This window comes from Chromobacterium sp. CCUG 76385 (assembly GCF_059916625.1).
Genome location: NZ_JAUCGU010000051.1, coordinates 1 through 12,716, shown reverse-complemented (window position 1 = coordinate 12,716; position 12,716 = coordinate 1). Strand labels below are relative to the sequence as shown.

13 protein-coding genes are annotated in these 12,716 nt (G+C 60.5%); 10 read left to right on the top strand and 3 right to left on the bottom strand.

What is annotated here, in order from left to right; translation table 11 throughout:
- Positions 1–217 precede the first annotated feature (217 nt).
- The 4 genes from aspA (at position 218) to QUG01_RS19410 (ending at position 3,904) form a co-directional block, all read left to right on the top strand.
- Positions 218–1,621 (top strand): aspartate ammonia-lyase, encoded by a 1,404-nt coding sequence (gene aspA, locus QUG01_RS19425; RefSeq protein WP_500831531.1) that lies wholly within the window; start codon positions 218–220, stop codon positions 1,619–1,621.
- Between the two features lie 124 nt (positions 1,622–1,745).
- Positions 1,746–2,882 carry a hypothetical protein gene (locus QUG01_RS19420; protein WP_500831530.1) on the top strand — a complete coding sequence of 379 codons (1,137 nt, stop codon included), beginning with the start codon at positions 1,746–1,748 and terminating at the stop codon, positions 2,880–2,882.
- A gap of 112 nt (positions 2,883–2,994) precedes the next feature.
- Positions 2,995–3,234 (top strand): DUF2164 domain-containing protein, encoded by a 240-nt coding sequence (locus QUG01_RS19415; RefSeq protein ID WP_103903302.1) that lies wholly within the window; start codon positions 2,995–2,997, stop codon positions 3,232–3,234.
- Positions 3,235–3,304: 70 nt separating this feature from the next.
- Positions 3,305–3,904, top strand: a complete 600-nt coding sequence (locus QUG01_RS19410; RefSeq protein ID WP_043624158.1) for a YdcF family protein — start codon at positions 3,305–3,307, stop codon at positions 3,902–3,904.
- Between the two features lie 113 nt (positions 3,905–4,017).
- On the opposite strand, the gene QUG01_RS19405 is transcribed toward QUG01_RS19410, so the two are convergent.
- A complete protein-coding gene (locus QUG01_RS19405) occupies positions 4,018–4,377 on the bottom strand; it encodes a 50S ribosome-binding protein YggL (protein ID WP_043624156.1) in 360 nt (119 codons plus the stop codon).
- A gap of 114 nt (positions 4,378–4,491) precedes the next feature.
- Here QUG01_RS19405 and QUG01_RS19400 point away from each other — a divergent pair, with 114 nt between their 5' ends.
- Positions 4,492–5,061 carry a HutD/Ves family protein gene (locus tag QUG01_RS19400; protein ID WP_500831529.1) on the top strand — a complete coding sequence of 190 codons (570 nt, stop codon included), beginning with the start codon at positions 4,492–4,494 and terminating at the stop codon, positions 5,059–5,061.
- 57 nt (positions 5,062–5,118) lie between these two features.
- Here the strand turns inward: QUG01_RS19400 and ubiD are convergent, their stop codons facing one another.
- Positions 5,119–6,594 (bottom strand): 4-hydroxy-3-polyprenylbenzoate decarboxylase, encoded by a 1,476-nt coding sequence (gene ubiD / locus QUG01_RS19395; RefSeq protein ID WP_500831528.1) that lies wholly within the window; start codon positions 6,592–6,594, stop codon positions 5,119–5,121.
- 143 nt (positions 6,595–6,737) lie between these two features.
- Between ubiD and QUG01_RS19390 the strand changes: the two genes are divergently transcribed.
- The 5 genes from QUG01_RS19390 (at position 6,738) to QUG01_RS19370 (ending at position 11,810) form a co-directional block, all read left to right on the top strand.
- Complete coding sequence (locus QUG01_RS19390) at positions 6,738–7,349, top strand: OmpW/AlkL family protein (RefSeq protein WP_500831527.1); 612 nt, start codon at positions 6,738–6,740, stop codon at positions 7,347–7,349.
- Positions 7,350–7,864: 515 nt separating this feature from the next.
- Positions 7,865–8,950: an ABC transporter ATP-binding protein gene (locus tag QUG01_RS19385; protein ID WP_500831526.1), complete on the top strand. Its 1,086-nt coding sequence runs from the start codon at positions 7,865–7,867 to the stop codon at positions 8,948–8,950.
- A 3-nt stretch (positions 8,951–8,953) separates the two neighbouring features.
- The gene (locus QUG01_RS19380) at positions 8,954–9,847 is read left to right on the top strand and encodes an ABC transporter permease (protein WP_500831525.1); all 894 of its coding nucleotides are present in this window, start codon (positions 8,954–8,956) and stop codon (positions 9,845–9,847) included.
- Positions 9,840–10,634 (top strand): ABC transporter permease, encoded by a 795-nt coding sequence (locus QUG01_RS19375; protein ID WP_043624138.1) that lies wholly within the window; start codon positions 9,840–9,842, stop codon positions 10,632–10,634. The genes QUG01_RS19380 and QUG01_RS19375 overlap by 8 nt, the downstream gene beginning before the upstream one ends.
- A gap of 111 nt (positions 10,635–10,745) precedes the next feature.
- Entirely contained in the window at positions 10,746–11,810 is a 1,065-nt protein-coding gene (locus QUG01_RS19370; protein WP_500831524.1) for an ABC transporter substrate-binding protein, read from the top strand.
- Between the two features lie 61 nt (positions 11,811–11,871).
- On the opposite strand, the gene QUG01_RS19365 is transcribed toward QUG01_RS19370, so the two are convergent.
- Positions 11,872–12,507 (bottom strand): pyrimidine 5'-nucleotidase, encoded by a 636-nt coding sequence (locus QUG01_RS19365; RefSeq protein ID WP_500831523.1) that lies wholly within the window; start codon positions 12,505–12,507, stop codon positions 11,872–11,874.
- Positions 12,508–12,716: the final 209 nt, after the last annotated feature.

Here is a 12,716-nt window from a genome sequence, read left to right as displayed (position 1 = left end):
CGGCGCGCGAAACGCCTCGATTCGTCGCAAAACGCATCCCGGCGCGACCGCTCACCAAACGTCAACAGCCCCTAGGCCTGGCTGGATCAGGCTTGGGCAAGGTTATGCATTTCCTGCATGACCCCATCTGCATTCGGAATTGGCCAAGTATGCCGGGCGGGCATACAGTGCGAGGCATTCCAGGCCGCGCATGACGGCCGCCCTGAGGAGAACGCAGATGACCACCCGCCTTGAACACGACCTGCTCGGCAACCGCGATGTGCCGGCCGCCGCCTATTGGGGCGTGCACACCTTGCGCGCCATCGAGAATTTCCCGATCACCGGCCAGACCATAGGCAGCTACGGCGACCTGATCCGCGCGCTGGCCTGCATCAAGCAAGCCGCCGCCCAGGCCAACCGCGATCTCGGCATCCTGGAGCCCAAGCTTGCCCAGGCCATCATCGATGCCTGCGAAGAAATCCGCGCCGGCAAGCTGCATGACCAGTTCGTGGTCGATGTGATCCAGGGTGGCGCGGGCACCTCCACCAATATGAACGCCAACGAGGTGATCGCCAACCGCGCGCTGGAGCTGCTGGGCCACGCCAAGGGCGAGTACCAGCACCTGCACCCGAACGAGCACGTCAATCTGTGCCAGAGCACCAACGACGTCTACCCGACCGCGCTGCGCCTGGCCGCTTTCTGGGGCGTGTTGAAGCTGGTGTCGCGGATGGAAGTGCTGCGCAAGTCTTTTGAAGACAAGGCCGAGGAGTTCAAGGATATCCTGAAGATGGGCCGCACCCAGCTGCAGGACGCGGTGCCGATGACCCTGGGTCAGGAATTCCAGACCTACGCCGTGATGCTGGGCGAAGACGAGCAGCGCCTGAAGGAAGCCAGCGCCCTGATGCTGGAGATCAACCTCGGCGCCACCGCCATCGGCACCGGCATCACCGCCCACCCGGATTACGCCAAGCTGGTGTGCTTGCACCTGTCCGAGCTGGTGGGCTGCAAGCTGATCACCGCTCCCAATTTGATCGAGGCCACCCAGGACTGCGGCGCCTTCGTGCAGCTGTCCGGCGTGCTCAAGCGCGTGGCGGTCAAGCTGTCCAAGACCTGCAACGACCTGCGCCTGCTGTCGTCCGGACCGCGCGCCGGCTTCGGCGAAATCAATCTGCCGGCGCGCCAGGCCGGCTCGTCCATCATGCCGGGCAAGGTCAATCCGGTGATCCCGGAAGTGGTGAGCCAGGTGGCGTACGAAGTCATCGGCAACGACATGACCATCACCATGGCGGCCGAGGCTGGCCAGCTGCAGCTGAACGCTTTCGAGCCGGTGATCGCCTACAGCCTGTTCCGCAGCGCCGGCCACCTGGCCAACGCCTGCGACACGCTGACCGAACACTGCGTCAAGGGCATCACCGCCAACCGCGAGCGTCTGCGCCAGAGCGTGGAAAACTCGATCGGCCTGGTGACGGCGCTGAACCCGGTGATCGGCTACGAAGCCGCCACCCGCGTCGCCGCCGAAGCGCACGCCAACGGCAGCAGCGTGGCCGACGTGGTGCTGGCGCACGGCCTGCTGACCCGCGAACAGCTGGACGACATCCTGCAACCCGACACCCTGACCCAGCCGCGCTGGGTGACGCTGTAAAAACCGTTTCCTCCTTTGTTTGACTCGTGATTCCCGGCGCCTCGTGCGCCGGTTTTTTTATGCGCATCGAGTAGCTTGCCGGCTGAGTCAAAGGAGTGGGCGTCGCATGGATGGCGTTTAGGCCATGTTTCTTGCCAATCGAGCGGCGCAAGAAATTCTGCTTCCATTTTTATTCATAATGGATAAAATCATTTGGAATTTTCGAGGATTGAATATTTCAAATCACGCATGGCATAAGGCATGCGATTTTTCCATGAAGGAACATGAAATGATGCGCAGAGCAATTTTTCTGGCAGGGCTGCTTGCGGCTGGCACCGCGCAAGCGGACTGGGCGCCGAAAGTGATTTCGAACCAATACTGGGCGACGGTCAATTATGGCGGCGGAACGCTGGCTTATGGCGAGGATGCGAAGGCGGCGGGACCGCTGCAGCAAACCGTCAGTCAATTATTAAGCGTGCCTTATACCTTGCAGCAAGGCATGAACGAGCGGGTGTCGCAGCTGGTGTCGCAAAATGGCGCGTCCTTCCTCGGCGGCACGGTCAGCGGCAACCCCTCGATTACGATCCGTCCGGATGCCAGCGGCGTGGCCTATATCAGCTTGTCCGGCCTCAGCTATCAAGTGCGCAGCCAATACTCCGGCCATAAATGGGGTGTGATCAGCTATAGCTGCACCAATACCCTGACCTTGAGCAATATCGTGATCAATGCCCAGTACGGCTCGGCGAACGGCGCGATGCAGGACGGCAAGACCGGCATGACGGCCAGCACTAGCTCTTCCACCGATTGCGATTCCAATTTGAGCTGGATTCTGCCGGTGGTGGGCGATGTGCTGATCAGCAAGGCCGAGGGCAAGATAGACAGCTCCATCCAGAGCCATCTGCAAGCCGGCTTGGCTCTGGTGAAGGACGCGTTGTTGTACAAGCCGGGCCAGAATATGCTGAATGGTTTGAGTGGAGTGATTCCGCCGGGCAAGGTCGTGAGCCTGCCGGGAGGCGGCGTCTTCCCGCTGGGGCAGTATATTCAGAACAATGCCAGCTATCTGTTGGGCAACAGCCAATTGAGCATTCAACTTGGCAGTCCCATTGCCCTGCGCACGGTGCCGGGGACCAGCGAGCCGATGACAAACGACTTCTCCAGCGATGCGGCGACGATCTCCTTGTCGGCGCCGGGCATGGCGTTTACCGTCAAATTGAGCCAGCGCATGTCGGTTGATTGGCTGTGGCGCTGTCCGGTCGGCAATCCGGGTTGCAGGATTCCGTAAGACGGCTGACTCGGCGCTCTCATAGCGCAGTCGAATAAGGGGACCTGGCGGGAAGCTATCCCGCCGGGCCGCGCTTGGGCCATAATCTTAATCTTTCATTTGGGATGCGATGATGGCTACCCCTTCACTTTTGAGCGAGTCTCAGTTGGAGCAATTGGCGCCGCAATTGCAGCAATATCTGTCTGATCAACTGGGCATGGAGGTTGGCGGTTTCGATGCGCGTTTCCTGCTGGACTTCGTCGCCGAAAAGATTGGCCGCGACATTTACAACAAGGCCCTGCAAGACGCGCAAACCGCGCTGGCCGCGCGCATGGAGAGCCTGCAGGCCGCCATCTGGGAGCTTGAGAAATAGCCGGCGGCCGCGCCATGCCGTTCAATTGGGGTTACAATCGTTCATCTTTCCCTCTGCCCCTGTATTGCCGATGCTTTATTTGCGCTTGATGATGAAAGGCTTCCTGCTGGCGGTGCTGATGGTGGTGCTCGGCTTCGCCTGGGTGGCCTGGAGCATCGTCGATTACGGCAACGATGAAGAGTCGTCCGGCGCCGACGCCGCGCTGGTGCTCGGCGCCGCCGCCTGGGGCAATAAGCCGTCCCCGGTGTTTCGCGAGCGGATCAACCACGCGGTGAAGTTGTATCAGAGCGGCAAGGTGCGCTGGATCGTGTTCACCGGCGGCACGCCGGAGCCGGGTTATCCCGCGGAGGCGGACGTGGGCCGCGAGTTCGCCGCGCGCCAGGGCGTGCCGATGACGGCGATGCTGGTGGAGAATCAATCGCGCACTACCTGGCAGAACCTGTCCAATGCCAAAGACCTGGGCCACCAGTTTGGCATCCGCTCCTATCTGCTGGTCAGCGACCCGCTGCATATGCGCCGCGCGGTGCTGATGGCCAGCGACCTGGGGCTGAGAGCCTATCCGGCGCCGACGCAATCCAGCCGTTTCCGCACGGTGTCCAGCTGGTCGCGCTTCTTGGCGCGCGAGACTTGGCTATATGTGGGTTATCGGGTATTCCGCCAGTTATCCTGATGGTTGTGGATAAGTTTGCATTCCGGCTTGCCCTGTGGATAAGTCGGAATGGCAGCCCTGAGACAAGAAAAAAGCCGGCATGAGCCGGCTTGTTCATGGGAGGCGGATGCCGCTCAAGCGGTGTGCCACAGATCGATCAGTTCGCTGGCTTCCAGCGTTTTCACTTCGGCGCGAGCCTGCAGCCAGCCGGTCAGTTCGCCGCGCAGCGCATCGTCGATCTTGCGCTCGCTCACCGGGAAGGCTACGCCTTCCAGCTTGCCCTTGCCGTCGAAATGGCCGCCGAAGCTGATGCCGGCCTCATCCACGCGGGTCAGCCAGCCATCCAGCAGCGCGTCGGCATCCACGCCTTCGTGCAGTTCGGCCACCAGATGGAAACCCAGCTCGCGGAATTCGCCCACGCGCATTTTCTTGCGTTGGCGGGCGTTCAGGCGTTTCAGACGTTGGGCGGAATTGGCGTTGCGGATAGAGGCCATGGTAAATCCTTATTCTTCAAATCGGGCGATCATAACAGGTTTTGACGAACCTTCCGGTTAAGATGGTTCGGACAGATCATGCCATAGCAGCGACCCAACCAGCAGGGGGCCAGATTGCAGATTTACACCATAGACGATTTTCAAGCCATGCCGTGGGCCAATGGCGGCGGCCGCACGCTGCAGCTGTTCCGCCTGCCGCACCCGCAGCGGCCCGAGGCTTTCGCCTTGCGGTTTTCCATCGCCGAGGTGGCGCAGGGCGGGCCGTTTTCGTTTTTCCCTGGCGTAGACCGGCAGCTGGGTTTGCTGGAGGGCGAGGGCATGGCGCTGAGTCTGGCCGATGGCCGCTCGCTGACATTGGACCAACTGGGTCAGGTGGTGGCGTTTGCAGGCGAAGCCGGTGTCGATTGCCGTCTGCTTGGCGGCCCGTTGCGCGACTGCAATTTGATGCTGGCGCGCGATTGGGGGCAGGGCGATCTGGAACGCATGGCATGGGAAATGGCTGAGACCTGGACGCTCTGCGCCGATGACCTGGCCCTGCTGTATCTGCAGCAAGGCCGCTGGCAAGCGGAAGGACAAACGCTGCCGGGCGGCTGCCTGCTGCTGTTGGAGCGGGGAGCCATCACGCTGCGAGTCGATGGTCCGGCAGTGGCCTGGCTGGCCAGGGTGACACGGTTATCGGCTTGAGCGCGGGCCATGAAAAAAGCCAGGCGGCTGCCTGGCTTTGATTTTATCTGGGCGGCGTTACAGCCCCAGCTCGCTCCAGATCGTGTCCACGCGCTGCTTGACGGCCTGATCCATCACGATGGGCGTGCCCCATTCGCGCTGGGTCTCGCCTGGCAGCTTGTTGGTGGCGTCCAGCCCCATTTTGCCGCCCAGGCCAGAGATCGGGCTGGCGAAGTCCAGATAGTCGATGGGCGTGCTCTCGATCAGGGTGGTGTCGCGCACCGGGTCCATGCGCGTGGTGATGGCCCAGATCACTTCCTTCCAGTCACGGGTATTCACGTCGTCGTCCACCACCACGATGAACTTGGTGTACATGAACTGGCGCAGGAAGCTCCAGCACCCCATCATCACCCGCTTGGCGTGGCCGGGGTATTGCTTCTTGATGCTGATCACCGCCATGCGGTAGCTGCAGCCTTCCGGCGGCAGATAGAAGTCCACGATTTCCGGAAACTGCTTCTGCAGAATCGGCACGAACACTTCGTTGAGCGCCACGCCCAGGATAGCGGGCTCGTCCGGCGGCTTGCCGGTGTAGGTGCTGTGATAGATCGCGTTCTCGCGCATCGTGATGCGGTCTATGGTCAGCACCGGGAAGCTGTCCTGCTCGTTGTAGTAGCCGGTGTGATCGCCATACGGGCCTTCCAGCGCCATGTCGTTGGGGTGGATGTGGCCCTCCAGCACGATTTCCGCCCGCGCCGGCACTTGCAGGTCCGACCCGATGCACTTGGCCAGCTCGGTGCGGCTGCCGCGCAAGAGGCCGGCGAACTGGTATTCGGACAGCGTGTCCGGCACCGGCGTCACCGCGCCGAGTATCGTCGCCGGATCGCAGCCAAGCACCACCGCCACCGGATAGGGCGCATCCGGGTTTTGCTGGCGGAACTCGCGGTAATCCAGCGCGCCGCCGCGGTGCGCCAGCCAGCGCATGATGACGCGGTTCTTGCCTATCACCTGCTGGCGGTAGATGCCGAGGTTCTGCCGCTTCTTGTTCGGCCCGCGGGTGACGGTGAGGCCCCAGGTGATCAGCGGCGCCACGTCGCCGGGCCAGCAGTGCTGGATCGGCAGTTTTTCCAGATCGACGGCTTCGCCTTCCCAGACGATTTCCTGGCACGGCGCTTTTTTCACTTCCTTCGGCGCCATCGACAGCACCTGCTTCAATAGCGGCAGCTTGTCCCAGGCGTCTTTCAGGCCCTTGGGCGGCTCCGGCTCCTTCAGGTAGGCCAGCGTTTTGCCGATTTCCCGCAGCTGCATGGTGTCGGACGCGCCCATGCCCATGGCCACCCGCTCCGGCGTGCCGAACAGATTGGCCAGCACCGGGAAGCCGTAGCGGCGGCCGTCCTTGACCGGCTGTTCGAACAGCAGCGCCGGGCCGCCTGCCTTCAGCACGCGGTCGCCGATTTCGGTCATTTCCAGATAGGTGGACACCGGCGTATGAATGCGCTTGAGCTGTTGTTGTTGCTGGAGTTGTGCGGTGAATTCCCGCAGATCGGCATATTTCATGACTGTTTCATGATCTGGCGCAAAGTTGGAGGAGGGGCGCTTGGATAATCTAGCTTCGGACGTCGCGCTCGGTTGACCGGCTATTTTACTGGCAAAGGCGGCCAGCGTCAGGCCTGATTTTCTTGACCATTGGAGAAGATAAAATGAAGAAGCTCGCACTTGCCGCCATGATCGGCATGCTTTCCGCCAGCGCGTTTGCCGCTCAGGGCGACATCCTGGCCCGCTTCCGCGTGATCAATGTTGATCCGGCTACTAGTTGGGACAATTCGGGTGCAGTGCCCGGGTTGAGTGTCGATGCCAAGAATGCTACGGTTCCCGAGCTGGACTTCACTTACATGATCACCAACAACATCGGTGCGGAGCTGATCCTGGGCACCTCGCGTCACAAGATCACCGCTAATGGCGCGGATATCGGAAAAGTATCGGTGCTGCCGCCGACGCTGACCCTGCAATATCACTTTGCGCCGGAAGCGACTTTCCGTCCGTATGTGGGCGCAGGCCTCAACTACACCCGTTTCTACGACGCAGGGCTGAATGCGCTGGGTACCCCGCTCAGTGTGAAGAACAACAGCTTCGGCCCGGCGCTGCAAGCGGGCGCGGATATCGCCATCAACAAGAACTGGTTCTTCAACGTGGATGTGAAGAAACTGTGGATCCAGACCGACGTGACGGCCGACAAGCTGGGCGGCGCCAAGTTGGGTACCCTGCATGTTGATCCGTGGGTGTTCGGTATCGGTATCGGTACCAAGTTCTGATAGATAGTAGTAGGGACGATGAAGGACGCCGAGAGGCGTCCTTTTGTTTTTAAGCGGCGATCTTCGCCATTTTTCATTCTTTTGCCATCTGGCGCTTAGCTGCAAGGCGCCACCTGCAGTCATTCGTTCCCCTGGTGAATTTTCTGATTCGCACGCTGTCCCTCGCTAAGAGGGGCTGGAGGCGATATCTGGCGAAAAGCTGGAGATCCTTGCGACATTTGGCTCGACACTGGTTAGACTTCATCCGGATGCGGTCGCTTCGAGGGCGGCTTTGGACAAAATTGTTGTCAAAAAACATCAATCCAGCGCGATGATTTTTCAACGGATTCATCGCGGTTACGGATAATCTTTACCAGTTTTTTTCATTGAAAAGAGCAACTTATCCCATTGGCTTGTCATGTTGGTTTGCCAGAGTGGGGAAATGCGCTGAGGTCTTGAATTTACTGGGGATTTCTCCCGCCCCGGCGGGGAGATTTTTGTTAAAATGGCGCCCTTTTTCGTGGTGGGGAAGATTCATGGCTCTCCTTGAAATCAAAAACGTGGTCAAGCGCTTCGGCGACTACACGGCAGTCAACGATGTCAGCCTGTCGGTAGAGGCGGGCGAATTCTTCACCCTGCTCGGGCCCTCCGGCTGCGGCAAGACCACCTTGCTGCGCATGCTGGCCGGTTTCGAACAGCCGGACGCCGGCCAGATCCTGCTGGACGGCCAGGACATGTCGCAGGTCGTGCCGGAGAAGCGCCCGGTGCACACGGTGTTCCAGAGCTATGCGCTGTTCCCCCATATGACGGTGCGCGAGAACATCGCCTTTCCGTTGAAAATGGCCAAGTGGGACAAGGCCAAGATCGAATCGCAGGTGGACAAGCTGCTGGCCGACGTGCGCCTGAGCCAGTTCGGCAACCGCTACCCGCACGAGATGTCCGGCGGCCAGCGCCAGCGCGTGGCCATCGCCCGCGCCCTGGTGGACCGGCCGCGTCTGTTGCTGCTGGATGAGCCGCTGTCTGCGCTGGACGCCAAGCTGCGCGAGGAAATGCAGATCGAGCTGATCAATCTGCAGAAGGAAGTCGGCATCACTTTCGTCTACGTCACCCACGATCAGGGCGAGGCGCTGGCCTTGAGCCACCGCATCGCGGTGATGAGCCACGGCAAGGTGGAGCAGCTGGACGTGCCGGAGAAGCTGTACAGCTATCCGAAGAACCGTTTCGTCGCCGACTTCCTCGGCCAGTGCAATGTGCTGGACGGCACGGTCAAGGTGCTGCATGGCGACGCGATGACCGTCGCCATCAAGGGCTGCGGCGATGTGAAATGCCAGGCGGTGCCGGGCGTGAAGGAAGGCCAGATGGGCTGGCTGGCGCTGCGGCCGGAAAAGGTGAGGCTGGACAAGGAGCTGGCCGCGTCGCCGGACGAGGTCCATTTCAAGGGCCGCGTTCACGACTGCCTGTACCTGGGCGACGTCACCCTCTATGTGGTGGAGGTGGCCGACGGCGTGCTGGTGGAGGCGATGCAGGCCAACAACATCCCTGGCGTCGCCAAGTTCTTCGATGACGGCGATGTCGTCGAAATCGCCTGGCGCTTCGACGCCGGCAGTTTCCTGACGGAGTAAGCCATGGCTATCCGCGATCGATTCGGCAAGTGGGCGCTGTCCTGGCCCCCCTTGCTGTACTTGGTATTGTTCTTCCTGATTCCGTCGCTGATCATGCTGGTGGCGGCGTTTCGCCAGCCCGGCGATTACGGCGGCCTGGCGCCGCTGTACCTGATCGAAGATGGCCACCGCGTGTGGCAGCTGACGCTGGACAACTTCCATAGGCTGGTGGAAGAGCCGTTGTACGTCGAGCTGTTCATCAAGTCGGCCGGTTATGCCGCCATCACCACGGTGGTGTGCCTGTTGATGGCGTATCCGCTGGCCTGGCTGATCGCCCGCTCCGGCAAGAAGTACCGCGACCTGCTGCTGCTGCTGGTGATCCTGCCGTTCTGGTCCAACTTCCTGATCCGCATCTACGCCTGGATGATCATCCTGGGGCCGCAGTCCGCTTTCACCAAGGCCCTGAACACGGTATTGGTGGCGCTCGGTTTTGAGCCGGTGCGCTTGTTGTTCACTTCCTTCGCCGTGATCGTCGGCCTGGTGTACGTGCATCTGCCCTTCATGGTGCTGCCGCTGTACGCCAATCTGGAAAAGCACGATATGGCGCTGCTGGACGCGGCGCAGGATCTCGGCGCCAACGCTTGGCAGCGCTTCTGGCGCGTGACCTGGCCGCTGAGCCTGCCCGGCGTATTCGCCGGCTCCGCGCTGGTGTACATTCCGGCGCTGGGCATGTTCGCGATTCCGGACATCCTGGGCGGCACCGAGTCCATCATGATAGGCAACCTGATCAAGCAGCAGATTCTCGACACCCGCGACTGGCCGTTTGGATCGGTGCTGTCGATCATGCTGACCGGCGGCGTATTGCTGATCGCCGTGCTGGGGGCCGTGGTGGCCAGAAAGGGGAAGGGGCGTGGCTAAGAAACAATCGAAGTGGCTGTGGGCTTCGGCCATCCTGACCTATCTGTTCCTGTACCTGCCGCTGATCATCGTGGTGCTGTACTCGTTCAACGATTCGCGTCTGAACGCTGAATGGGTGGGATTCACGCTGAAGTGGTACGACAAGCTGTTCCATAACGAGAAGATGCTGACCGCCGCCGCCAACTCGCTGGTCATCGGCATTCTCGCCAGCTTCTTCGCCACCATTCTGGGCACGCTGGCTGGCATCGCGCTGCATCGCTACAAGCTGAAGCTGCTGCCCTTTCTGGTGCTGACGCCGATTGCGATCCCCGAATTGCTGATGGGCGTGTCGCTGGTCATCTTCTTCGTCATCGTCAATCAGCTGATCGGCATTCTGGAGCTGGGCTTCATCACCATCCTGCTGTCGCACATCGCGTTCTGCATCGGCTTCGTCGCCATCGTGGTGCGGGCGCGGATGCAAGGCATGGATGACAGCCTGGTGGAAGCGGCGCGCGACCTGGGCGCCACGCCGTTCCAGGCCTTCCGCCTGATCACGCTGCCGGTGATCAAGCCGGGCATCATCGCCGGCGCGCTGATGGCGTTCACGCTGTCCATCGACGACTTCGTGATCACCTTCTTCACTGCCGGCGCCGGTGCCAGCATGCTGCCGCTGGAGATCTACTCGATGATCAAGATCGCCGTCACGCCGGAAGTCAACGCGGTATCCAGCTTGCTGATGCTGCTGACGCTGGCCTTGATCGTCATCGCGACCAAAGTGTCGCCCAGCGCCTTGCGCGCCAATAGCTGAAGAATCGAACGGGGCGCTGTCCGCGCTTCGTTCCTGTCGGATCTGGGCGGCGCCGGGCAGGCGCCGCCTGATGTTCGCAGTACCAATGTTGTGCCATACAAAGGAAACAATATGAAGAAGATTCTCGCAATGCTGGCGCTGGCAGCGTCGACCCAAGCATTCGCCGCCGATGAGCTGCATCTGTACAACTGGAACAATTATCTGTCCGAAACCGCGGCCAAGAATTTCGAGGCTTACTGCAAATGCAAGCTGGTGCAGGACTATTACGGCGACAACGAGGAGCTGCTGGCCAAGCTGGCCGCTGGCGCCAAGGGCTACGACATCGTGGTGCCGACCGGTTTCGCCGTCGACGCGCTGATCAAGCAGGGCAAGGCGCAGCCGCTGGACAAGGCGCAGCTGCCCAACTTCAAGAACCTGAACCCGGGTTACCTGAACAGCTTCTTCGATCAGGGCAACAAATACTCCGCGCCGTACGCCTTCACCACCACGCTGATCGGCTACAACGAGACCAAGCTGAAGCAGCTCGGTTTGCAGGATAAGGTCAATACTTGGGCGCTGATCTTCGATCCGGCCCTGCTGGCCAAGATCAAGGGCAAGATCACCGTGCTGGATTCGCAGCGCGAACTGATCGCCGCCGCGCTGATGTACCTGGGCAAGCCGGCCAATTCCACCAATCCGGCCGACTGGAAAGCCGCCCGCGACGTGATCCTGAAAGCCAAGCCGTACTGGGCCGCCTTCAACAACCAGTCCTATATCAAGGAGCTGACCGTCGGCAATATCTATGTCGCCTTCGGCTACTCCAACGATATGTTCCAGGCTCAGCAGGATGCCAAGAAGGCCAAGCGCAACTTCGCGCTGAACTTCAGCCTGCAGAAGGAAGGCAACACCTTGTCGCTGGATAACTTCGTGGTGCTGAAAGATGCCCCGCGCAAGGACCTGGCCTACAAGTTCATCAACTTCATGCTGGACGGCAAGAACGCCGCCGGTCTGACCAATGAAATGGGCAACGGCAATCCGAACGCCGCCGCCGGCAAGTTCGTCAAGACCGAGCTGACCAAGATCCCGGCGATCTTCCCGACCGCGACCGACCTGCCGCGCCTGCAGCAGCTGCACGATCTGAATGCCAAGGATAGACGCGAGCTGAACAAGGTGTGGTCCGAGATCAAGCTGAAGTAAGCGGAAGCGGATACAAAAAAGCCAGCTCATCTAAGCTGGCTTTTTCTTTATATAGATGTCTTCAATTCAGATGCAGCCGCAGTAGCTGGCTGATCTTCTCGATGCGGTGATCGACATGGGCCGGCTTGCGCGGTTCATGGCTGACCCAGATCGTCGTCATGCCCAGCTCTTTTGCCGTCAGCAGATTCGGCAGCGAGTCTTCCACCATGATGCAATGCGCCGGGTCCAGCCCCTCTCGCGCCAGTACCGTCTGAAACGCGCCGAGGTGCGGTTTGGGCACATAGTTCAACTGATCCACGCCATAGATGGATGCAAAGTGATGCTGAATCTTCATCTGCTGCAGGATGCCTTCCACATAGTGTTGCGGCCCATTCGACAGAATGATCTTGCGGCCGGGCAGGGCGGTCAGGTTTTCCGCCAGGCGGTCTTCAAACTGCAGCCACTGCGCCAGTACATCCACCGGGTGGGTATCTATCAAGAATTGCTGCGGGTCAATGCCGTGATGCGTGGTCAGGCCGTGCATGGTGGCGCCGTACTGCGCCCAATAACGCGAGCGCAGCGCGCACGCTTCCTCTTCGCCCACGCCGAGGTGACGCATCATGTATTCAGTCATCAGCTTGTTGATATGGTCGAAGATGCCGCCGCTGGCGTGATGCAGGGTGTCGTCTAGGTCGAAAATCCAGGTTTTGTGGCTCACGTTAGGACTGCATGCAGAAAGTTGGAGGGGATGCAGATTATCCACGCGTAGCGGAATAACGGCCAGTGGAAGCCTTGCATCCCTATAGTTTTGTTACATATCAGTCACTTGCTGTCTTTTGTCGAAAATCTTTCACTTTTTCTCGCAAAAGGTGTTGACGAGGTGCAGGCCCGGGCGTATAGTTCGCCTCCTCAGCTGACGCAGCGAAC

Excerpts from the sequence above, each read along its gene's own strand:
- QUG01_RS19385 (WP_500831526.1), top strand. The coding sequence starts at position 7,865 with ATGGCTCTCCTTGAAATCAAAAACGTGGTCAAGCGCTTCGGCGACTAC.
- QUG01_RS19380 (WP_500831525.1), top strand. The coding sequence starts at position 8,954 with ATGGCTATCCGCGATCGATTCGGCAAGTGGGCGCTGTCCTGGCCCCCC.
- QUG01_RS19390 (WP_500831527.1), top strand. The coding sequence starts at position 6,738 with ATGAAGAAGCTCGCACTTGCCGCCATGATCGGCATGCTTTCCGCCAGC.
- ubiD (WP_500831528.1), bottom strand. The coding sequence starts at position 6,594 with ATGAAATATGCCGATCTGCGGGAATTCACCGCACAACTCCAGCAACAA.
- QUG01_RS19410 (WP_043624158.1), top strand. The coding sequence starts at position 3,305 with ATGCTTTATTTGCGCTTGATGATGAAAGGCTTCCTGCTGGCGGTGCTG.
- QUG01_RS19405 (WP_043624156.1), bottom strand. The coding sequence starts at position 4,377 with ATGGCCTCTATCCGCAACGCCAATTCCGCCCAACGTCTGAAACGCCTG.
- QUG01_RS19370 (WP_500831524.1), top strand. The coding sequence starts at position 10,746 with ATGAAGAAGATTCTCGCAATGCTGGCGCTGGCAGCGTCGACCCAAGCA.
- aspA (WP_500831531.1), top strand. The coding sequence starts at position 218 with ATGACCACCCGCCTTGAACACGACCTGCTCGGCAACCGCGATGTGCCG.
- QUG01_RS19420 (WP_500831530.1), top strand. The coding sequence starts at position 1,746 with ATGTTTCTTGCCAATCGAGCGGCGCAAGAAATTCTGCTTCCATTTTTA.
- QUG01_RS19415 (WP_103903302.1), top strand. The coding sequence starts at position 2,995 with ATGGCTACCCCTTCACTTTTGAGCGAGTCTCAGTTGGAGCAATTGGCG.